The organism is Sedimentibacter hydroxybenzoicus DSM 7310 (assembly GCF_013403245.1).
In the GTDB taxonomy this organism is placed as follows: domain Bacteria; phylum Bacillota; class Clostridia; order Tissierellales; family Sedimentibacteraceae; genus Sedimentibacter; species Sedimentibacter hydroxybenzoicus.
The window spans coordinates 1-23,196 of sequence record NZ_JACBNQ010000024.1; the positions used below are offsets into that span (position 1 = coordinate 1).

The window sequence follows — 23,196 nt, forward strand, 5'->3', positions numbered from 1 at the left end:
TTGTTTTATAAAGACTATGCAACCCTTGATATATAAAGGTTTTAACAAAAAAATAGTAGTGTTTACTTGACACTACGAACAAAGCAAGGGGGGGACTTATATGGCAAATAAGGTGAAAAGATTTAAAGAGCTCACCCCTGAACTTCAGCCCCTTGCCGGAGGAAAAGGCGGGATGCTGGCTAAAATGTCTCAGGCCGGTTATCCGGTACCGGAAGGCTTTGTAATCCTGCCTGAAGCTTTTTACCAGGAAGAGTTGAGTGCTCAGGCTTGGAGTGAGGCAGAAGTTTATTTGAATGAGATCAGAAAAGACCATAAAAGTTCTTTGTTTGCCGTCAGGTCGTCTGCTTTAAGTGAGGATTCCGCGCAGGCTTCCTTTGCCGGAGAATTTGAAACGGTTCTCAACGTTCAGTCAGATGAGGAAATTCTAAAAGCTATTGATACAGTGTTTCGATCCAGAGCATCGGAAAGGGTAGAGTCATACAGCTCTGTTCAAGGTATGGAGCAGACTCACCAGATGGCAGTAGTAGTTCAATTGATGGTGGCATCTGAAATTTCGGGGGTATTGTTTACTGCAGACCCTATTACGGGCAGCTGCAGAATCATGATCGGTAATTATGTTCATGGGCTGGGTGAACAGCTTGTATCGGGAGAAACCAATGCCTATGACTTCAAATTGATAAGACCGAAAGGAACATATCAGGGTCCGGATGACTTCAAAAGATATGCTTCAAAGCTTTATCTATATGCGGCAAGGCTGGAAAAAGAATTGGGCTGTCCCCAGGACATTGAGTGGTCAGTAGCAAAGGAAAAGCTTTATCTGCTGCAGGCAAGACCGATTACAACATTATCTCAGGGCAATCCGGATACCTATGATATCAATTATTCTCTGACCGGGGACGAAGTATGGATTAATACCAATGTGGCAGAGGCAATTCCTGATGTTTTTTCCCCGTTTACATGGAGCATCGGAAAGCAACTGGATGACGCAATGAATTTTATTCCCGGATACCATGTCTTTTCAGGCAATATCTGTGGAAGACCCTACATGAATATCAGCCGTAGGGTATCGGTGATATCGGCTATCTTTGGGAAATGTGCCAAAGGCCCGCTGAAAATGATTTATGATCTGTATGGAGAGTTGCCTGAGGGTATGGATATGCCCCTTCACCCATTTTCACGGATGGAATTGCTTAAGGTGATGCTTCCTCTGGTCATGCGTTTGTCTAAAAATACACAGAAAGCTTCTAAAGAGTTGTCCCGATTCCTTAAGGACACCCCTGAATGGTGCATGGATATAAGGAGACGCATTCAATCTGCAAAGTCAAAGGAAGAGTTACTGCCTTTATGGAGGGAAGAACTTCAGCCCTGCCTCATACGTGCATGGTTGAGTGCGGGAGCTGCTGCTGTTAAGCTTACCAATGTTACAGCTTTGAATAAAAAACTTGTGGAATCAGCCGGAAGTGAAGATACCGGTACTCTGCTGTCCAACCTCAGGGGAAACTCGGGACTTGAAAGCCTCGGACCGGTTATGGGAATAGGAAAGGTCGTCAAGGGAGAAATGAGTCGTGAGGAATATTTGACCCGGTATGGTCACCGGGGCGCCCATGAATATGAACTGTCCATCCCTGAGCCGATGGAAGATACCGGCTGGCTGGAAAAACAGGCAGAGGAATACCGAGAATCGGGGATAGATGTTGAAGGGCTTTTAAGGAAGCAGCAAGCTCAATATGAAGCCGCTAAAAACAGGTTCAGGAGTCGTTTTCCAGACAAGGCAAAATGGTTGGAAAAACAACTGGTAAAAGCGGCAGAAGGGGCCCGGCTCAGAGAGGAAGGCCGTTCGGAATTTGTCAGGGTGTACAGGGTGGTTCGCGCTTTCGCCCTTAAAGCAGGAGAGCTCACGGGAATAGGTGACGATGTGTTTTTCCTCTATGCCGAGGAAGTGGAAGACCTTCTTGCGGGAAAAAATCTTAAAGTCAGATTTATTCCCGAAAGGAAAGAAAATTATGAAAAATATAAGGCACTGCCGCCTTTCCCATCCATTATACGAGGACGATTTAATCCTTATGAGTGGGCAAAAGATCCTGACAGAAGAATGGATTATTATGATGCTGCAATGCCTGCTGTAAATCCCGTATCAGATGTAGAAACTCTTAAGGGTTATGCCGGGGCGGCAGGCCGGATAGAAGGTATTGTACGTATATTAAGAAGTCCGGAAGAAGGAGAACAACTGAGACCGGGTGAAATACTGGTTGCATCAACCACCAATATAGGCTGGACACCCCTTTTTCCGAAAGCTGCCGCCATTATTACAGACATAGGAGCGCCTCTGTCTCATGCTGCTATAGTTGCCAGAGAACTTGGTATTCCGGCTGTTGTGGGATGCGGTAATGCAACCTTGAGACTTAAAACGGGAGATAAAGTTATTGTTGACGGTGGTCAGGGCATCGTGCATATATTGATGTAAACATTTATGAAAAAAAGAAAAAAAGCTTCAAATATCAATTTTATATTATTTTTAACAGGAAGAATGGTATCTGACACCGGAACGAGTGTACAGCTGGTAATTGTTCCGTTGTATATCATAGATGCAGGCGGGTCTGCATCCACCGTAGGGCTGTTTTCATTCCTGTCCATATTGCCTGCACTCCTGATTTTTCCTTTGGCAGGGGTGCTTGGCGACAGGGTGAACAGAAAAACTATTATGGTTGTGACAGATATTATCAGTGCAGGTGTAATACTTGTGTTGGCATCCCTTTCATATATGGGAAGGATGAATATTGCCATGCTGCTGACAGTACAGATAATAATATCATTATTGAATGGTTTGTTTGACCCGGCAACCAGAGGAATGCTTCCCCAGCTTGTTGATCAGGATGAGCTCACACGGGTTAATTCCAAAGTTGCCACTGCCAAGAGCATTTCATTGCTGGTGGGGCCGGTTATCGGAACATTATTGTATACCAAATTTGGTATTACCATGGTGTTTTTTGTCAATGGACTTTCATTTCTACTCTCCGGAGCAAGTGAGACGCTTATCGGATATGTTCACGCTAAGCGTAAAGCTGAAGAAGGTATATCGGGAGTTATAAAGGATTTGTCAGATGGATTTAAATTTATTGCCAATAATAAAACAATCCTGAAGCTGTGCTTTTTCTTTTTAGTAACGTATTTCTTTGCGCAGCCGATTTTTGGCGTTGTGCTGCCGCTGTTTTTTAAGACTGAATTAAATTACGGCGATACTCAATACGGATATTTGCAAATGGCTGTTATTACAGGAATGCTTTTGGCAAGCATTCTGGTAGGTATTATTTTCGGTAAGGAAAAGGATGCCGTTAAGCCTCTTAAGTTCGGATGCATCATGCTTGCGGTCAATATGCTGGCATTTTCTTTATTGACATTCCCTTGCAGCTTATCATTATTAGGGAATGGGTCAACTCTGTATTTTACGCTGCTCGCAGCCGTACTTTGTTTATTCAGCGGTGCAAATATTTTTATCTCGGTTCCTATACAGACATATTTGCAGAAGGAAACTCCGGAAGAGTTTATGTCCCGGGTGTTTTCGGTGGTTGGGATGATTTCAAAAATAGGCATACCATTTGGCGCATTGGCATATGGGATTATCCTTGACAGAGCTAATCTGCATATGACTGTGCTTGTATCAGCGTTATTTATGGTTTGCATTTTATCTTCATTTTTAACATCTATTTTAAAAGATAAAGGCTTCAGTTAATATATCCCCTGGGAGGAATCCTAAGGGGCTTTTTTGTTACAGAAAAACATATGGATAAAATTGCATGCTTTTAGTATAATTGAATAAAACTACTGTAGAAGGAGATTAATATGGGACTTATAAAAGCTGTATTGGGTGCAGCAGGCGGTTCGCTTGCCGACCAATGGAAAGAGTTTTTCTACTGTGAATCCATGCCTAAGGAAATATTAATGGTAAGAGGGCAGAAACAAATTACGGGACGTTCTTCCAACACAAAGGGAAATGACAATATAATTTCAAACGGCTCGGGTATAGCGGTAGCAGACGGACAATGCATGATTATTGTGGAGCAGGGCAAGGTAGTTGAGGTTTGCTCTGAGCCCGGAGAATATACATATGACACTTCAACTGAGCCCAGTATCTTTACCGGAAATTTAGGAGAGGGTATAAAAAATACGTTTAAAACCATAGGAAAAAGATTCACTTACGGCGGTGATCCCGGAAAGGATCAAAGAGTGTACTACTTCAATACCAAGGAAGTGATTGACAATAAATTCGGCACACCGAATCCCATACCATTTCGTGTGGTTGACAGAAACATAGGATTGGATATAGATGTATCTGTGCGCTGCTCAGGTATATATTCATATAAAATTGTTGACCCCATTTTGTTTTATACAAATGTAACGGGCAATGTAGAGCGTGAGTATAATCGTGAAGAAATAGACGGACAGTTAAAAACAGAATTTATATCAGCTCTTCAGCCGGCTTTTGCCAAAATATCCGAATTGGGTGTAAGACCGAGCGCTTTGCCGGGTCATGCCGAAGAGCTGGCTGGAGCTATGAATGCTGCATTAACGAGCAAGTGGCTGGGCTTGAGAGGTATTCAGGTAATATCGGTGGGATTAAATCCAATTACACTTCCGGAAGAAGATGCGGAACTGATCAAACAAGCTCAGCGTGCGGCAATACTTCGCGACCCAACAATGGCTGCTGCAACTCTGACCGGAGCGCAGGCAGATGCTATGAAGGCGGCTGCATCCAATGAAGGCGGCGCTATGCAAGGCTTTTTTGGAATGGGAATGGCTCAGCAGGCAGGAGGGATGAATGCGCAGGAGTTGTACAATATGGGAAAACAAAACACACAGAAGCAATCCTATGCTCCTACTGCTGATTCTCCTTCAGATGAGTGGCAATGTAAATGCGGTGCTAAAAATACAGGCAAGTTCTGTCAGGAGTGCGGAAATCAGAAGCCTGCACCGGCAGGTCAATGGACCTGTGATTGCGGTGCTGCAAATACAGGCAAGTTTTGTCATGAATGCGGAAAACCGAATCCCGTAGCATCGTACAAATGCGATAAATGCGGATGGGAGCCTGAAGACACGACAAATCCGCCAAAATTTTGTCCTGAGTGCGGTGATGCATTTGATGATAAGGATAAGAAATAATTTTTTATTATATAATTATAATATGAAAGGGGGACTATATGGCTGATATAATTGAATATAAATGCCCCTCATGCGGGGGCGCAGTCGGCTTTGAAAGTAAGATACAAAAAATGAAATGTCCGTATTGTGATACTGAATATGAGATGGAAGCACTGAAGGAATTAGATGAAAGTTTAAAAAATGAACAATCGGATGATATAAACTGGAAAATAGAAAAAGAGAATGAATGGCAAGGGGAAGAGGAAGGCATGCAGGTGTATATCTGCAAATCCTGTGGCGGTGAGATAATTGGAGACGAAAACATGGCTGCCACAAGCTGCCCGTTTTGCAATAATCCCGTTGTCATAGCGGGTAAATTTTCAGGATTGCTTCGTCCGGATTACGTAATTCCTTTTAAATTAGATAAAAAGGCGGCAATTGAGGGTTTAAAGAAACACATCAAAGGTAAAAGATTATTGCCGAAGGTATTTAAGGACGAAAATCACATAAAGGAAATAAAAGGGATATACGTTCCCTACTGGCTGTTTAATGCAGATGTTGATGCAAGCATCAGGTATAAGGGTGCAAAAGTCATTTCATGGAGCGACTCCAATTATCGTTATACAAAGAGCAGCTATTACATGATTTTACGAAAAGGAAGCCTGGGCTTTGAAAGAATACCTGTCGATGGATCAACTAAAATGCCCGACAACTTGATGGAATCGATTGAGCCGTTTAATTTTAATGAAGCAGTGGACTTTCAGACGGCTTATATGGCAGGCTATTTAGCTGATAAGTATGATGTGGAAGCAGAGGAAAGTGTAAAGCATGCAAATGAAAGGGCGAAGAAAAGTGTAGAGCAATCCTTCCTTTCCACGGTAAACGGCTACAACACTGTATTGCCTGAGCATAGCAGCATGCATATAGAAAACGGAACTGTAAAATATGCCTTGTATCCTGTCTGGATACTCAATACGGTATGGAACGGAAATACATATACCTTTGCCATGAATGGTCAGACAGGAAAATTTGTGGGTGATTTACCATTAGATAAGGGTGCATATTGGAAGCACGTCGGTATACTGAGCGGTATTTTCAGTATTATATCATATATCGCAGCACGTATAATATTATAGGGGGTAGGATATGAAGAGAATAATAAAAATTGTTGTTTGCATGCATATGTTTCTCATATTGATTACTCCAATCTTCGCCTCGGCAAATTCGATCCCTGAGGAAAGGCTGCTGCCGCGTCTGGTAGATGATGCATACCTGTTATCAGAATATGAATATCAATCCTTATTGGATAAGCTTGACAGAATAAGTGAACGGGAACAATTTGATATAGTCATAGTAACCACAGACAGCTTGGGGGGATATACTTCAACTCAGTACGCAGATGATTTCTATGATTATAACGGATATGGAATGGGCGAGGGGTATGACGGTATTTTACTCCTCATAAGCATGGAGGAGCGCGACTGGGCTATCAGCACACATGGCTTTGGAATTACTGCTTTTACGGATGCAGGTCAAAATCGTATGGTAAATCAATTTATAGGAGATTTAAGTGAAGGTAATTTTTCATCAGCTTTCAATAAATTTGCTGATATTTCCGAAGATTATGTTGTTCAGGCCAAGACAGAGAAGCCGTATGATTCTCCTAATTTACCCAAAAATGAACTGCCGTCACAGGTGCCGGAAAGAGAGTTGTCGCCATATTTGCCGCTTATTACAACAGCTATAGGTATAGTTATTGCATTTATAATCACAAGCATTATGGCTCTGCAATTAAAAAGCGTCCGTATGCAGACGTCAGCCGGAAATTATATAAAAAATAATAGCTTGAAAATTAATGAAAGTAAAGATGTATTCTTATATGCAAATTTAAGTAAGACAAAGATACAAAAAGCTCAAAGCTCCTCATCAGGTTCAAGCACTCACAGGTCGTCGTCAGGGCGCTCACACGGAGGTTCAAGAGGAAAGTTTTAATAGTACGCAAAATTCCCTTATACTAAAGTTTAAGGGAATTTTGTATAATTAAAAAAATGCCAAAAGGAAACAGCGAGGTAATTATGAAAATTGATCGCTTATTAGGGATAATAACTATCTTATTGCAATGCAATAAGGTAACTGCGCCGGAGCTTGCCGAAAGATTTGAGGTATCACGCAGGACAATATACAGAGATATTGATGATATATGTAAAGCAGGGATACCCATTATCTCCGTTCAGGGTGGTGATGGGGGCATATCCATTTCTGACGGTTACAAGCTTGATAAAAGTGTACTGACTGTTGATGAACTTCAAAATATTATAACCGGATTGAAAAGCCTCGGCAGCGTGTCTGATACCACAAGAATCGAAAGGCTGATAAATAAGCTGTCACCTAAAAGAGAAGTGGTTGTATCAATAGCGGATAGCATAATCATTGACTTGTCATCACATTACAAGTCCAGCCTGTCAGAAAAAATCACCATGTTAAAAACAGCGATATCTGAAAATAAGTTAGTGAGCTTCGATTATTATTCGGAGAAAGGACAAGCAAATAGAACAATCGAACCGTATTTTTTGACATTCAAGTGGGCGGCATGGTATGTGTTCGGCTACTGCAGGGATAAAAATGACTATCGGCTTTTTAAACTCAATCGGTTATGGAGCCATAGAATTATTGATGATACATTTATCCCGAGAGAAATACCTGTTAAAGAACTTGATTTTGATGATTACTTTTCAGATGACAATAAAATAACCATTATATTTGATAAATCTTTGGAATATCGCCTGATTGAAGAATATGGACCTGAATGTTATGAGGTAATGGGGGATGGAAATCTTAAATTTTCAGTAGGATATACAAACAAGGAATATATATTATCTTGGATTCTTGGATTTGGAGATAAGGCAAGAGTTGTTGAGCCAACAGATATGGCAGAAGAAATAAAAGAAAAAGCAAAAAATATTATTATAAATTATGAACATGACATATAGATGTCATGTTTGGTGTGATAAGATAAAATAAAACGTAACCTTTTAGGATAGTGAAGAAATTCTAAAGAGACGGATGAAAGGAAAAAATATATGAAAAATGAATTGATTTTAAAAGCTGAAGCCATAATGAAAAATTCAACTGATGCAACAATAGCTAAGATTGACGATAATGGATATCCCAGAGCTTCGACAATTTCCAATATTAAAACGGATGGAATAAAAACAGTATGGTTTTCTACCGGATTATCATCGCATAAAGTTAAGTTTTTTAAGCTTAATAATAAAGCGAGTGTATGTTATTGTGACGGAGAAAACAATATCACGCTTATAGGTACTATTGAGATTTTGTCTGATCCTGAACTGAAAAAACAATTATGGGTGGACTGGTTTATTAATCACTTTCCCGGCGGTGTAACAGATCCTAATTATTGTATTTTAAAATTTACTACGAATAGTGCCTTTTTTTGGATAGATAATCAGTATGAAGAAATAGAGCTCAAGGGAGAATGATATGGCACAATTATTAATATATGATGATTTTTTGGACAGGGTGGATAGTCTTGGATTCATGTCGTTATCAAGTGTGTTACCGGGATTTCCGTCCCTTTCTGATGAAACTGCTGAGGAAAATTGGCACACAGGAGATCCTGAAACCGATCCATGGGTATGGAAAGACAGGGTTGTAAAAGAAAAACGGCTGGCATTTGGCTGTATTCTTGGAGGACACAAGGGTTTTGTATCTGCGGATATGTATTCACTGTTTTACACTGCTTTTCATCCGTATGAGCATATGGAAGAAAGGAGAGCTTCAGGAGAAGTAAGCGAAACAGTGTGGAAACTATGGCAGATCTTTGAAGAAAAGACACTGCTGAATACCAGTGATATAAGACGTGAGATGGGGGTTACATTAAAAAAAGGCGGCAGCAAAGTAGATAAAGCCATCGAAGAGTTACAGCAATATTATTATATTACTGTTGTGGGAAACAGAAAAAAGATTGATAAATATGGAAAACCTTATGGATGGGCAGCCAACGTATATGACAAGGTTGAAAATTGGGTTCCGTCTGAATGGATGACCTTGAATGCAGGCTTGAGCCCAGATGAGGCAAAGGAAATTATACTTGATAGAGGTATGACTATCAGTAAAAACATCAATCGTAAGGAATTGGCTAAGATGCTAGGAATACCTTATAACTAAATTAAGAAACGGCGGTTTTGATTTTTGTCAAAATCGCCGCTGTAAACAGAAATATCATTGTATTTCAATAAATAAGCTTTCAATTTTATTTCTGCCACTTTCTTTTACAGTGAATTTCATATTATCTACTTCAATTAATTCGCCTTTTTCAGGGAATCTTCCAAACTTTTCTGTTATATAACCGCCTATGGTAGTTACATATTTTGATTGAAGGTTAGTACCTAAATATTTATTAAGCTTTTCTATTCTTAGCTCTCCGTTAACTAAATATTTTTTATCACTGATTTGTTCTATATAATAAGTGTGTTCATCTAATTCATCAACGATGTCTCCGATTATTTCTTCTACCAAATCCTCTGTTGTCAGAATTCCTTCGGTTCCCGCGTATTCATTCAATACTACGGCCATAGTAATTTTATTTTTCTGCATAGATGAAAATAATTTGGTTATACTGTTGTTTTCATATGTATAAAAAACTTCCCTCATATAATCTTCTATTTTAAAAGGAGTTTCTCCCTCGTAATGAAATAGGTCTTTTACGTAAAGCATACCAATAATATTATCGATATCATCCTTATAAACCGGAATTCTTGAATATTGTTCCTTAGCAAATACATTTTTAATTTCCTCATATGTGGTGTTGATATTTATTGCAACTATATCCTGTCGTTTAGTCATTATATCTTTGGTTTTCAGGCTGTTAAATTCAAATACATTTTCTATCATTTCTTTTTCATTAAGTTCAATTATACCTTCTTCATGACTGACATCAACCATTGTCTTTAATTCCTCTTCGGTTATAAGTGGTTTTTCGTTATCCTGTCTGCCAATAATTAGTCTGATAATTAAATTTGTCAGTTTGTTGAATATAAAAATAACTGGACCTAATAATTTTATTACAAATGTTATTAAGCCCGAAACCTTAAATGAAATGTTTTCTGAGTTGTTTGCTGCTAATGATTTTGGGGTTATTTCACCAAAAACCAGCACCAAAACCGTCATTATCGCAGTGGCAATTCCTACGCCTGCAGCGCCAAAAAAATCCATTGCTAATTTAGTTGCAAGTGCGGATGCTCCTATGTTAACAATATTGTTTCCTATTAAAATACCGCTTAATAGCTGATTTGAGTTATTTACCAATTTTTCCACTGTTCTTGCACCTTTAATATTGTTTTCTGCCATATGTCTTAATCTGATTTTACTGATAGACATAAGTGCCGTTTCTGATGCTGAAAAAAATGCAGAACATGATAATAAAAATATTAAAAGTAATATTTGTCCTGTTGTATTACCATCCATGTATTAATGCTCCATTTTTAAATTAAGATTTCCCCGTCTCAGAGACGGAGGCTGCTGCTAAATAAATAATAACAAGCTTACTGCCATTACTGCCATACCGCTTACAAGCCCGTATATTGAAAGATGGTGCTCACCGTATTCCTGTGCCGACGGCAGAAGCTCATCCAAGGATATGAATACCATTATTCCGGCTACCGAGGCAAAAATTATTCCAAATACAAGGTCGTTGATGAAGGGCATCAGTATTAAATATCCTATTAATGCTCCTATTGGTTCTGACAAACCTGACAGGAAGGAGTAAAGAAAAGCTTTCTTTCTGTCTCCCGTAGCGTAGTAAATGGGAACTGATACAGCGATTCCCTCGGGTATATTGTGAATGGCTATTGCGAAAGCAATTGGAATAGCTATGGTTGGTTCCTGCAGCGCGGAAATAAATGTTGCCAGACCCTCGGGGAAATTATGGATACCGACAGCAAGAGCAGTAAATGTCCCCATCCTTAAAAGCTTAGGGTCGTTTGTCTTGTTGTCATAATCCTCGATATCTTCAATTTTATACATATCATGAGGATTTTCACCACTTGGAATAAATTTATCAATCAGTGCAATAAGAAGCATTCCTGCAAAAAATGCGGCCACTGTCACCCATGATCCCATTTTTAATCCAAGCTCTGCGGTAAGTGAATCTTTTGCCTTAACGAATATTTCCACCATAGAAACGTAAATCATTACGCCTGCCGAAAAACCTAAGCTGATAGATAAAAATTTAGTATTGGTCTTCTTTGTAAAGAAAGCAAGAGCACTGCCTATACCTGTAGACAGGCCTGCAAAAAGTGTCAATCCGAATGCAAATAAAACATTGTTCATTTATTGTCCTCCTTAACTGTTAAATTATGCTTAATATATGCTTTATGTAAAGAAAATTTACATTGTATATAATTTGGTATTAATTCATTATATAGGGTTCAAATAAAACTGTAAAGTGAAATGAGCATGTATAAATTTAAGTTATTTTAAGATTAGGAATGTTTTTTATGGGTAGAATACCATAGGGGTATAGGGGATTAACAGGATAAAGAGGAAACATTATGAAATTAAAAAACAGGTATAGAATTGTTACATTCATAGCAGCTTCTATTATATGTTTAGTAGTTATATATCTGCATCTTCTATCTCATGAACGGACACAAATGATATATTTGGAGCAAACTGAAAAAACTATTATAGATTTAAAAAAGGCGTATTTAAAGGATACGGTAAACAATATCTTTTTAGAAATTGACAATTTAAGGGACGCTAAATATAGTGTCTATAAGAAAAATATAGACGCAAGGCAAAGGCGCTTTCAAGAAGAATCAAATTTAACAGACGAAGAATTTATAGAGTTTTTCAAAGACAGGTTTAACTATGATACATATCCGACAATGTGGACTGCATTTCTATGGGATAACAGGACAGGAGAAATTTTGTATAATTCTTCTGAAGTGAATTTGGACATAAATATGGAAAATTTAAAATCAATATTGTTTTCGTATGCTGTTATTGACAAAGGAAGTATAGAAGGTATTTTTGGAGTCAGTGAAGCATATATAGACAAAATTGTAAAAGAAGAAGCCGGAGAGTTAATAAGAAGCAGAAGGTTTTCGAATGATTCTTATATATGGGTAAATGAGATTATTAACTATGAAGGTGGGAAAAATTATGCCATTCGAAGAATCCATCCTAATTTAGAAGAAACTGAGGGAATGTACTTATCTACGGATATGGAGGATATCGAAGGTAATCTGCCTTATTTGGAAGAGTTAGAAGGTATAAAGAAGAATGGAGAGTTATTTTTTACCTATAATTTTAAAGAATTAAACAGCACCCGCATATCTGAAAAAATTACATATGCAAAGCTGTATGAGGACTATAACTGGGTAATAGCAATGGGTGTCCATTTAGAAGAAATCGATGCTTATACAGAAAAAGTAATTGATGAAATATATTCTTTATCCAGTGATGCAATATTAAAGTTATTAGGATATATTTTTGCAGTTTTATTATTAGGTTTTGCAATACTTTTTTTATTAGGAAAAAAACAATTATTAACTTCGACTAAATACTTAGAAAAAGAAATCAATATGGATTCATTGACTAAGGCATCCAGCAGGAGAAGCGGAGAATTAAGCTTAACATCTTTGTTTAAACAGTTTAAACAAACAGGAGAAAGTCCGGCTATTATGATGATTGATATAGATGATTACAAGCGTGTAAACGATAAATATGGTCATCATGCAGGAGACCTGATACTCACAGAAATCGTCAAGAAAATATACCGTATGATAAGAAGTTACGATCAGCTTATTCGTTGGGGCGGAGATGAATTTGTAGGTATTTTTCCGGGTTTAAGAGAAGAAAACATACCGGAGTTTGGTAAAAAGCTGTTAGATAGAATTGCTTCGTCAGAGATTTTGGCAGGAGATGAAAGCATAAATGTAACAATTTCTGCAGGCTTTTCTTATTTTAGAGATACGGACAATGATTATCGGGATGTTCTTAAAAGAGCAGATAAAGCATTGTATGTTTCTAAGGAAACAGGCAAAAATACTTTTAATTTACTGAAATAAAAGTTTTCTAAGCAATTTTTATGCCGATAAAATTTATTGGCATTTTTTTCTGTCTCTTTTTTGGAACAATATCGATATTGCTCCGTCTAATGTAGTATGAAGTGCATGCATAATTATTAAAAAGGAGAAATTTATGAAGAAATTACATTTGATAGTATTGACATTAATTATGGTATTTAGTATTACTGCGTGTCAGCCAAAGAGCGGAGATGCGGATCCAGATAATAATAAGCTCGAAGGAAGCCTTGAGAGTATATTAGATAAAATATATGAAACAGCAGATACGAGCGATGATTTTAAAGAATATGCTAAAAATGGATTGCAAACAACTGAGATAAAATCAGAGGATGCAGCATACTTTTTAGGTAAAGATGGTATAGAATTTGAATCGGCAATAGCTTCCGAACCACTTATGTCATCATCTGCTTACTCCCTGTGCTTAGTGAGAGTTAAGGAAGGCGCTGATATTGAAAAAATCAAAACGGAAATTAAAGAAAATGTAGATCCGAGAAAATGGATATGTGTGGGAGTAGACCCGAGCAATGTTATTGTTGACAATATCGGTGACGTAATTGTACTGATTATGAGCGACAATGAGGGAAGTGCTTTGCATGATGCATTTCTTAAATTAAAGGAAAAATAAAATGTTATTCTCAAGTATTAGCTTTATATACTACTTCTTGCCAATGGTTTTATTGCTATACTTTCTGGTACCGTTCAGGTTTAAAAATTTAATTTTACTTGTTTCAAGCTTATTTTTCTACTTTTATGGTGAACCTATATACTCGATTTTGATGATAGCATCATCCTTATCCGGGTATCTTCACGGATTGTGGATAAATAAAACAAGAAAGAGCAGATATGCGAAAATACCGCTTATCTGCTCGATTACTTTCAGTATAGGGATTCTATTATATTTCAAATATGCGGATTTCTTTATTGAAAATATAGTATGGCTGTTCGGTTTTGAAATTAAGGCTCTGAAGTTAGCGCTGCCTATTGGCATCAGCTTTTATACGTTCCAGATTCTATCCTACACCATAGATGTCTACAGAGGTAACGCAAGGGTACAGACGAATTTCTTCAATTTTGCGGCTTACGTGACACTGTTCCCGCAGCTTATAGCAGGGCCCATAGTAAGATATACCACGGTTGAACAGGAATTGTCACAGCGCAAGCACACAGTTGCCAATTTCAGCTATGGCGTAAGACGATTTATTATAGGTCTGTCCAAGAAGGTGCTTATAGCAAACACCTTGGGAGAATTAGGCAATATTTTTTTCAGTCTGCAGGAAAGCACGGTATTGTTTTACTGGATTTATGCCGTAGCATTTATGCTGCAAATATATTATGATTTTTCCGGCTACAGCGATATGGCAATAGGATTGGGACGTATTTTTGGATTTCATTTTCTCGAAAACTTCAATTATCCTTACATTTCCAAAAGTATTTCTGAATTCTGGAGAAGATGGCACATATCCCTCGGTACATGGTTCAGAGACTATGTGTATATACCCATGGGCGGAAATCGTGTAAGCACGGTAAAATGGATTAGAAATATATTCGTCGTATGGTTTTTAACAGGATTCTGGCATGGTGCCAATTGGAATTTTGTTATCTGGGGACTGTACTTCGGAATTTTCTTAATTATAGAAAGGCTTCTTCTCAATGGTATTTTAAAAAAATTACCGGCGGTTGCCGGATACGTATACACTCTGTTTTTTGTGCTGATCAGCTTCGTAATATTTAATACGAACAGCATGGCTGAGTTTACCGGATATATTAAGGGAATGTTTGGATTTTTAAGCATACCGTTTTCAAATTCCGAAACGAATTATTATTTAATCAGCTATGGACTGACACTTATTATTGCCGCTTTCGGGGCAACTCCATTAACCGTGAGGGTTATTGACAAGATAAAAAACAGTAAAAAGGGTGAATACATTTTAAACGTATCGGAGCTCATAGTCCTGATGTCTATGCTTTTATTGATTACAGGATACCTTGTTGACGGTTCATTTAATCCATTTTTGTATTTCAGGTTTTAAGAGGTGCGTATGAAAAGTAATATAAAAAATACAATTGTATCAGCCGCCTTCATTATGATAATATTCGGCTTCATGTTAGCTAATATCATAATACCCGATAAGGAGTTTTCCTTCAGTGAAAGGCGCCGGCTTATAAGGGTTCCTGATTTTTCGGTAGATAAGCTTTTGAGGGGCAATCTGGTTGATGAATACGAAAAATATATATTGGATCAGTTTGTGCTTCGTGATGCCTTCAGAAGCGTGAAAGCGGTGGGGAAATACTATGTATTCAATCAAAAAGACAATAACAATATTTATATTGTAAACGGAATCGTTGAAAAAATGGAATACAAGCTGAATGAAAAATCAGTATTGAACGCAGCAGATAAGCTGAATAAAATATACGAAAAATATTTGACAGGCAAAAATGTAAGCTTTGCAATTATCCCCAACAAGGGCTACTATATAGCGGCCGAAAATGGATATCTGGACATAGATTATGACAGAATAGCCGAACTTATGAAGCAAAATATAAAAAATATGGAATATGTAGATTTGTCAGATACGTTAACGGCAGAGGATTACTACAGGCTGGATATACATTGGAGACAGGAAAAAATCATAAAGATTGCAGATCTGCTTCTGAAAGAACTGGGAAACGATACGAAAGCCTCTGATTCCGTATATACAGAGAAAAAGCTTTATCCGTTCTACGGTTCATATTACGGGCATGCGGCTCTCAGGCTGAAGCCTGAGGACATGATTTATTTAACCAACAGTACGATTGAAGAGGCTGTTGTATTCGATTATCAAAATAACAGCTACGGCAAGGTGTATGAAGAAGATTTGTTTAACGGAACGGACTCCTTCGATGTATTTTTATCGGGGGCAAAGTCGTTGATTACCGTTTACAATGAAAATTGTAAAAGTGATAAGGAACTTCTGTTGTTCCGGGATTCCTTCGGAAGCAGCATAGCACCCTTAATGCTTGAAGGATATTCTAAAATTACCTTGGTTGATTTGAGATATATTTCAGCAGACTTATTAGAAAAATATATAGATTTTTCACAGAATCAGGATGTGCTGTTTTTATACAACACACAGATTTTAAACAACAGTTCAATGCTAAAAAGTTCAGGCTCAACGATTATAAATTGAAAATCAATCTTATGATAAAATTGATAAAATTAAAATATGGAAATGTTTTCTAAGACGTGATATAGTAGAGTTAAGTTCAATATAAACTTTATCAGGAGGAAATGCTGGTACAATGAATAATAAAAATGATTATTTTAGAATTAAAAGAGCAATAAAATACAAAAAAATTTTAAAATTAAGTATTAGTTTACTGTTGATTTTTTTATTATGCTCATGCAATAAAGGTAAGGGCAATGTTGATGGTGATATCGCAGTAGTAAACGATGGTGACAGCATTTCCGAAGATACAGCATATTCAAATTCGGATGAAGTTTTAACCAAGGTCCAGGATGAGATTAAAACTTCAACCGGGCTTGATAATATTGAAGTTTCTGAGCTTTTTAGTATTGACAACACATATTATGTCAAAGTGAAAATACACGATTTGATGTTACATTATGAATATATTAAAGCAGGTGAAGATCAGTATGACGCCGTTACGGCGTATACAGACAGAGAGCTTTCCAATATAGAAGAAAAAATAAGCGGTGATTATTATGAAATATGGAGATATGAAAACGGTGATTTAAAAAGAATCCTTTATAACATGGAGGATGTTGTACATAGACAGGATGATGATAAAATAATTATAGACGGGGCATATAATTCATACATTATAAAATTGGGTACTGACAATAAAGGAAAAGAGAAAATTTTATATGAATGCTATTACACGGATATATTAAACAGTGATAACGGAGATTTCACCTGTTATATAAATGATTTTTTCTCTGCTTGCGTTGTTGACAATAAAGACAATAAAATTATTTTAAATAAATATATAGATTTTGATAATGAGTTTTCAAATGAAAATTTCATGTTGGATATTAATAGAGCTTATTTCCCAAAGAGAATGCAGGTTGTGGAAACGGGATGGATTAAAAATTCAAACATGGCATTTTTTGCATGCTATGACATGTCCCATGTATTTTTTGTCATAGATATAGATAAAAAAATTGTATCACAGCCAAACTTCACCACCGGCAGAGGATATGAGGGATTTATTGATAAAGATAACGGGTATATAGTATCGGGCGACACATATTATGCGTTGGATACAGATACTTATATGATGGAACATATGGAAAAGCAATATCATTATTTTTATCTGATTAACCTATATACATCAGAAAAATTTGAGATAGCAAAAACAATCAGGACAAAAATTGAGTTTAAAAAAGAAGATGAAAAAACTATCAGCTATACTGCAAGCTCGGGAGAGAGGATAAAAGCAGATATATCAGATATGATTGGAAAAGACAGCACTTATATAAAAAAAGGTTTTAAAGATGCACTTTCCTCTGAATTAAGCACTGATGAAGCAGATAATATAAAGCTTATTAAATTTAATGATATTGCTTATGCTGTTGTTGATAACGGCAAAAATAAAAGTTTGATTAAGTATACCGAAAATAACAAGGTAAATATTATTGCAGATAAACTTGATGATATAAATTTCAGTGAGCTTGGCAAATACATAAGCCTGTATAACGGAAACGGAGATATTATTGTATTGGACAGCAGCGGTAATAAATATCTCGAAGACAATGTGTTTAATTACATTTCAAACAATGATACGTCAAACAGCAAAAATCAAGAAGATAACAACGTAGAGCTTGGGGTAACGGTATGGGGCAAAAGTAATGACAGGCTTTATATACTGACAAAAAAGGACGACATGCTAAGAAATATTTTTGAGGTTAATCTGGCGGACAATTCAATCAGAGATTTGGCTTACGATATTGATTGCAGATATGAAAATATTTATATAGATATATCGGAAGGCTATGCAGTTTACAGTACTTTTCCCGGACACATATTTTATTCATATGATGGAGAAGTTAATGATGATGTGTGTTTATATGTTAAATATTTTTATCCGGATGAAAAAGTAGAAATAGCACGTGCAAAAGGTGAAAGCATAAATTTCTATATATTTGGTAATGAGCTTGAATATTATTGCAGAGAAAATGATGATGTTCGCGGTACTTATGAACTTGACGGAGACAGACCATCCAATATATCCCAAGGAGATACCTCACAACAGCTTTTGCTAAACGGAATATCACTGACAAATGATATTATACGCAGTGTTTACAGAAGAGAAGGAAACTATACTTATGAAGCTTTACTATATGCATTTGCTGTAAATGATGATGAAAATAACTTGTATAAAGGATATTTTCCCTTTGAGGAAGGTAAGGGTTTTATATTCTCATTAGATAAATCAAAGGAAGTATTGCTTCAAGTTTTTGGTGAAAAGGAATACTCTTTTAAAGATGTCTTTGATTATAATAAAGAAACGGATATTTATTACAGGAACTTAGATTTTGGGTGGAATACTGCCTACATAGCAGAAAATACAACTGCTGATATAATCGATGATAAATTATATACAAAATTTGAACTGATAAACTTATGGTATGATGTAGAGGGAGATCCGGTACCAACTGCAATTGCAGAATGTGAAATAACATATAGTATAAATAAAAGCAATGATAAAACATATTTGCAATTTGAAAGTATGGAAACTTTATCAAAATTGGTTAATTAATAAAAAGTAACAAAATCGATATGCCCAGCCTATGCAGATAGCTGTAGGAAGGGCATATTTTTTATTGGTAGAAAAAATAAAATTGCTATAAAATTAAAAAGCATTGACATAAAAACAAAATAATAGTACTATATTGATAATAGATATATCGAATATAGATATAGTATTTTGGAGATGATGCTATGGCAAGAGAACAATTAAAAACCTTAACGGAGCAAATGTATTACATTCTTCTTACTTTAACGGAGAACCAGCATGGATACGGAATTATGCAGGAGGTAGACAGACGTACTGATGGGAGGGTAAAGATAGGTGCAGGTACATTGTACAGTCTTTTATCCAGATTTGAGGAGGAAGATATTATAGTACAGGTCGCTGAGGAAGACAGAAGAAAAATATATACATTGACAGAGAAGGGATTAAATATTTTAAAGGATGAACATAAAAGATTAAAGCAATTGGTTTCGGACGGAAATGATATCTTGGAGGGGAGTGAGGATAAATGAAGAGTAAAACTAAGCGTGTATTTTGGGGATTCTTTTCTCTTGATTACAAGGCTATGGGTGAATATTTGGAGGAGATGGCAGAGAAAGGCTGGATGCTGGAGAAGGTTGGACGTGTTACAGCTAAATTCAGAGCTATAGAGCCTAAAAAGATTAAATTTTCTGTGGATATATTTAAAAAAGGAGGAGCTTTTGCTCCGGAAGACAACGAAGAAACAAGTGAATACAGGAGGTTGTGTCAGGAGTCGGGGTGGACATTTGTAACATCTCAAGAATATCTGCAGTTTTTCTATGCGAAGGAAGGCAGTGACCCGGTTCCGCTACAGACAGATGAGGAAATTGAACAAAAAATTATTGAGAATACTCTGTTGAAGCGTGAACTGATTGGTGTATCCTTGTTTTTGCTTGTAGCCGTCTTTGCATTGGTCAGAAGCTTTCCTGTAAGATATGGCAATCTTTTAAGCTTTACGGGAGTTGCATCCACATTTTTATTTCCTATACTGTCAATGATTGTTGTAATCCCTGCTTTATACGGTATAGTATGGATGATAAATGCCCGGAGAAGAATTAAAAACGGGATGACTATAAAAAAGCCCACTTTGAAAAGTGCCCGAAGACGTATAGTTGCTTTTAGCGGCATAATATGGATTATCATATCGATTTTTGCAATATGTTTTATAGTAGATGCATTTTTCAGACCGGATGATGTATTAATTGCCGTGCTGGGTCCTGCAGTCGGTATTTCTCTGGGTACCGGAATCAGGTATCTTGTAAAGAAGGGTAAAATTAAGGGGGAGAAAAATGTACTGCTTACGGTAATTCTAGTAGCTGCAATGTTCTTTTTCATATCAAGGGCAATTCCGTTCATTATGGAGAAATCTGAAGAAATGTACAATGTTGATTCTTTCCCTGAGAGATATCCTGTAGTTACAATGAAAGAAATACCGGAATACTCAGAGCAGGGAAGATCATTGACGAAAGAGTTTAAACCGAGTATGAGTCCCGTCGTACCTAAGCACTATACTTATTGGGAGCATGGGGAGATAAATGGTATAGAAAAGTATATGGACATTAAATATTATGAGGCAATAAATCCATATTTTTCTGAAATAATATTTAATGGAGTAATCGACAGAATAGAAAAAGGAATTAAGTGGCGTGGTATGACCATATTAGACAGAACTATTGTCACAGATGATGAGATGAAACATTTATGGAATGCGGATAATCTGGCACTGACAGAGGAACTGGATGAACTTATAATACGAAAAGGAAATATAGTTCTGCGTTTGTCGGGAGATATAGATTTTAATGACAGACAAACGAGAGAATTAATCCTTGAGAGATTTTTTCGGATGTGCAATTAAAGAACTAAAAGTTATACAGCTAAGGTAATCTGATTAATTATTTTTTAAACGGCCTTGAAATTATTAATAATTGATGATACTTTAATTCAAATTAATATAACTGAAGGCTGGATAATAAAATGGTATTAAAGCATAAAAAGAATCCTCTGATATTTCAAGGAAAAAAGAAGGAAAAAGAATATTTTGAGGGATGGTATTTTAAACACGTATCATGTGATTTAAAGAATATAATCGGTATTATACCGGGAATTTCGAAAAATGATGCGAACCCTCATGCGTTTATTCAAATTATTATTTCTAAAGAATTTGATGGTAAAACGCTGAATACCCAATATTATAAATTTTCAACAGATGATTTTAAATATATTGATGAACCTTTTTGCTTGACAATAGGAAATAATATATTTACTGACGAAGGTATAGAGCTTAATCTAAAAAATGATGAATATTTAATCACAGGAAGCATTAAATTTTCTGAGTTTACTAAAATCAACAGAAATATATTGTCACCGGATGCAATGGGATATTTTTCATATCTGCCATTTATGGAATGCTATCATGATATTATAAGCATGGATCATAATTTAAAAGGTGTTATATCAGTTAATAGCGAGGTTATTGATTTTAATGAAGGTAAAGGGTATATAGAAAAGGATTGGGGTACCTCATTTCCAAAAGAATACATATGGCTTCAATCCAATCATTTTGATGATACAGATGCAAGTATTATGTTTTCACTTGCTCATATACCGTTTCTTGGCGCTTCTTTTCAGGGATTTATTTGCAACCTGTCATTGAATGGTCATGAGTATAGATTTGCAACCTATAACAACAGCAAGATAGTAAAAATAAATTATTCGGGAAGCCTACTGGAGCTTGTTATTGTTAAGGGAGGATATGAGCTTTTAGTTAATTCAGTTATCTGCCGGGACTCAGGGTCATTAAAGGCACCGATTAATGGAGCAATGAACATAATAATAAAAGAAGGGTTAACTGGTTCGGCAGATATAAGATTATTAAAAAATTCAAAGATTCTGTTTGAAGGAAGAGGCAATCCATGTGCTATTGAAGTTATGATGAAAGATTGAGATAATAAAAATTATTTTTCAGAAGGTATTAACAAAGTAAAATAATTGTGTTATTTTTATAAAAATTATTAAACACTAATAAAAATGAGCTGAGACAAGAAATAGTAGATACATCGTGTTTTTTAGAGAGTGCGTGGTTGGTGAAAGTACACAGGTGTCGCAGGTGTCGCATGTCGCAGGGACGCATGTCGCAGGGACGGGGTTGCTGACAACTTTGACGAATATAAATTAGGATAAGAAGGGTAATGAAATTACATACAAAAACCAATGTATTGACATACATATTCATGTGTGGTACAAATTACCAAAGGGGGTGATTTTGTACAGATACTGGCAGAAAAAAGTGAAAGAGGAATATACCATATTGTGGTGCAAGGAATAAACAGAGGACTAATTCAAAAAGAGTAATGTCAATAACCCCGTGCCCGCGATATGCGTCCCTGCGATATGTTAAAGCAAAACGGCGGAGCATACCAATGCCCTCTGCCCGACAGCGTAAAACCACCAATAGGGAAGTATTAAGCTTCCTTTTTTATTATATAATTATTGCTTGCAATGTAAATACATTTGCGTTACAATATAACTAAAAGGAGATGAGATAGATGGAAAAATCCAAGACATTGAATATAAGAGTTAACCCGGATGTAAAAAAACGTGCCGAAGAAGTTTTATCGCAGCTTGGAATTCCTATGTCAACGGCTATAGACATTTATTTAAAGCAAATTTCATTAACAGGAGGAATTCCTTTTGCTGTAATACTGCCTAAAGCACCGGCTGAATTGAATACAGATTTAATGACGACTGATGAAATTCGTGCTTTGCTGAAGGAAGGATACAATGATGTAGATGATGGAAATGTGCAAAATGCCGCAGAGGCATTTGCAGAATACAGAAAGTCACATTAATATGAAACATTATATAGTACAGATTACATCTAAAGCTTTAGATGATATGGATGGAATTTATAATTATATAGTGACACAGCTTATGGCACCTGAAACTGCTATGGAGCAATATAATCGCATTGCGGATGTAATTGAAAAGCTTGCTTTTTTTCCTGAACGGATAAAAGTAATGGAATCAGAACCGGAAGTTTACATGGAACTCAGACAAATAAAGATTGATAACTATTCTGCATTTTATATAATCAGGGATAATAAAGTCATAGTAACAAGAGTGTTATACGGATCTTCGGATATAAGTAAGAAATTATAGAATATTAATCATATGA

General features: G+C 36.5%; 20 protein-coding genes. 18 read left to right on the forward strand and 2 right to left on the reverse strand.

The window, feature by feature from the left end; translation table 11 throughout:
- The first annotated feature begins 100 nt into the window (after positions 1–100).
- The 8 genes from HZF24_RS15645 to HZF24_RS15680 all read left to right on the forward strand — a co-directional run bounded on the left by HZF24_RS15645 (position 101) and on the right by HZF24_RS15680 (position 9,324).
- Positions 101–2,464 (forward strand): PEP/pyruvate-binding domain-containing protein, encoded by a 2,364-nt coding sequence (locus HZF24_RS15645; protein ID WP_179239298.1) that lies wholly within the window; start codon positions 101–103, stop codon positions 2,462–2,464.
- A gap of 6 nt (positions 2,465–2,470) precedes the next feature.
- Complete coding sequence (locus HZF24_RS15650) at positions 2,471–3,730, forward strand: MFS transporter (protein ID WP_179239300.1); 1,260 nt, start codon at positions 2,471–2,473, stop codon at positions 3,728–3,730.
- A gap of 110 nt (positions 3,731–3,840) precedes the next feature.
- The gene (locus HZF24_RS15655) at positions 3,841–5,157 is read left to right on the forward strand and encodes an SPFH domain-containing protein (RefSeq protein WP_179239302.1); all 1,317 of its coding nucleotides are present in this window, start codon (positions 3,841–3,843) and stop codon (positions 5,155–5,157) included.
- Positions 5,158–5,195: 38 nt separating this feature from the next.
- Complete coding sequence (locus tag HZF24_RS15660; protein ID WP_179239303.1) at positions 5,196–6,272, forward strand: hypothetical protein; 1,077 nt, start codon at positions 5,196–5,198, stop codon at positions 6,270–6,272.
- Between the two features lie 10 nt (positions 6,273–6,282).
- Positions 6,283–7,128: a TPM domain-containing protein gene (locus HZF24_RS15665; protein ID WP_246346166.1), complete on the forward strand. Its 846-nt coding sequence runs from the start codon at positions 6,283–6,285 to the stop codon at positions 7,126–7,128.
- An 83-nt stretch (positions 7,129–7,211) separates the two neighbouring features.
- Positions 7,212–8,126 (forward strand): helix-turn-helix transcriptional regulator, encoded by a 915-nt coding sequence (locus HZF24_RS15670; RefSeq protein WP_179239304.1) that lies wholly within the window; start codon positions 7,212–7,214, stop codon positions 8,124–8,126.
- Positions 8,127–8,216: 90 nt separating this feature from the next.
- Positions 8,217–8,636 carry a pyridoxamine 5'-phosphate oxidase family protein gene (locus HZF24_RS15675; protein WP_246346167.1) on the forward strand — a complete coding sequence of 140 codons (420 nt, stop codon included), beginning with the start codon at positions 8,217–8,219 and terminating at the stop codon, positions 8,634–8,636.
- 1 nt (position 8,637) lies between these two features.
- Entirely contained in the window at positions 8,638–9,324 is a 687-nt protein-coding gene (locus HZF24_RS15680; protein ID WP_179239305.1) for an AlkZ-related protein, read from the forward strand.
- Positions 9,325–9,378: 54 nt separating this feature from the next.
- Here the strand turns inward: HZF24_RS15680 and HZF24_RS15685 are convergent, their stop codons facing one another.
- The gene (locus tag HZF24_RS15685) at positions 9,379–10,623 is read right to left on the reverse strand and encodes an HlyC/CorC family transporter (RefSeq protein ID WP_179239306.1); all 1,245 of its coding nucleotides are present in this window, start codon (positions 10,621–10,623) and stop codon (positions 9,379–9,381) included.
- A gap of 57 nt (positions 10,624–10,680) precedes the next feature.
- Positions 10,681–11,487 carry a zinc transporter ZupT gene (gene zupT, locus HZF24_RS15690; RefSeq protein WP_179239307.1) on the reverse strand — a complete coding sequence of 269 codons (807 nt, stop codon included), beginning with the start codon at positions 11,485–11,487 and terminating at the stop codon, positions 10,681–10,683.
- Positions 11,488–11,708: 221 nt separating this feature from the next.
- Between zupT and HZF24_RS15695 the strand changes: the two genes are divergently transcribed.
- From HZF24_RS15695 to HZF24_RS15740, 10 genes are all read left to right on the forward strand, one after another.
- Positions 11,709–13,229 carry a sensor domain-containing diguanylate cyclase gene (locus HZF24_RS15695; protein ID WP_179239308.1) on the forward strand — a complete coding sequence of 507 codons (1,521 nt, stop codon included), beginning with the start codon at positions 11,709–11,711 and terminating at the stop codon, positions 13,227–13,229.
- Between the two features lie 133 nt (positions 13,230–13,362).
- Complete coding sequence (locus HZF24_RS15700) at positions 13,363–13,872, forward strand: hypothetical protein (protein WP_179239309.1); 510 nt, start codon at positions 13,363–13,365, stop codon at positions 13,870–13,872.
- Position 13,873: 1 nt separating this feature from the next.
- Positions 13,874–15,277 (forward strand): MBOAT family O-acyltransferase, encoded by a 1,404-nt coding sequence (locus HZF24_RS15705; RefSeq protein ID WP_179239310.1) that lies wholly within the window; start codon positions 13,874–13,876, stop codon positions 15,275–15,277.
- A gap of 9 nt (positions 15,278–15,286) precedes the next feature.
- Positions 15,287–16,414 (forward strand): DHHW family protein, encoded by a 1,128-nt coding sequence (locus tag HZF24_RS15710; protein WP_179239311.1) that lies wholly within the window; start codon positions 15,287–15,289, stop codon positions 16,412–16,414.
- 112 nt (positions 16,415–16,526) lie between these two features.
- On the forward strand, positions 16,527–19,007 hold the full coding sequence (locus tag HZF24_RS15715; RefSeq protein WP_179239312.1) for a major capsid protein: 2,481 nt from the start codon (positions 16,527–16,529) through the stop codon (positions 19,005–19,007).
- Positions 19,008–19,189: 182 nt separating this feature from the next.
- Positions 19,190–19,513, forward strand: coding sequence for a PadR family transcriptional regulator (locus HZF24_RS15720; RefSeq protein ID WP_179239313.1), 324 nt, complete (start codon positions 19,190–19,192; stop codon positions 19,511–19,513).
- The gene (locus HZF24_RS15725; protein WP_179239314.1) at positions 19,510–20,877 is read left to right on the forward strand and encodes a DUF2812 domain-containing protein; all 1,368 of its coding nucleotides are present in this window, start codon (positions 19,510–19,512) and stop codon (positions 20,875–20,877) included. Before HZF24_RS15720 ends, HZF24_RS15725 begins: the two co-directional genes overlap by 4 nt.
- A 119-nt stretch (positions 20,878–20,996) precedes the next feature.
- A complete protein-coding gene (locus HZF24_RS15730) occupies positions 20,997–21,965 on the forward strand; it encodes a tocopherol cyclase family protein (protein WP_179239315.1) in 969 nt (322 codons plus the stop codon).
- Between the two features lie 602 nt (positions 21,966–22,567).
- Positions 22,568–22,870 (forward strand): type II toxin-antitoxin system RelB/DinJ family antitoxin, encoded by a 303-nt coding sequence (locus HZF24_RS15735; protein ID WP_179239316.1) that lies wholly within the window; start codon positions 22,568–22,570, stop codon positions 22,868–22,870.
- A gap of 1 nt (position 22,871) precedes the next feature.
- A complete protein-coding gene (locus HZF24_RS15740) occupies positions 22,872–23,180 on the forward strand; it encodes a type II toxin-antitoxin system RelE/ParE family toxin (protein WP_179239317.1) in 309 nt (102 codons plus the stop codon).
- Positions 23,181–23,196: the final 16 nt, after the last annotated feature.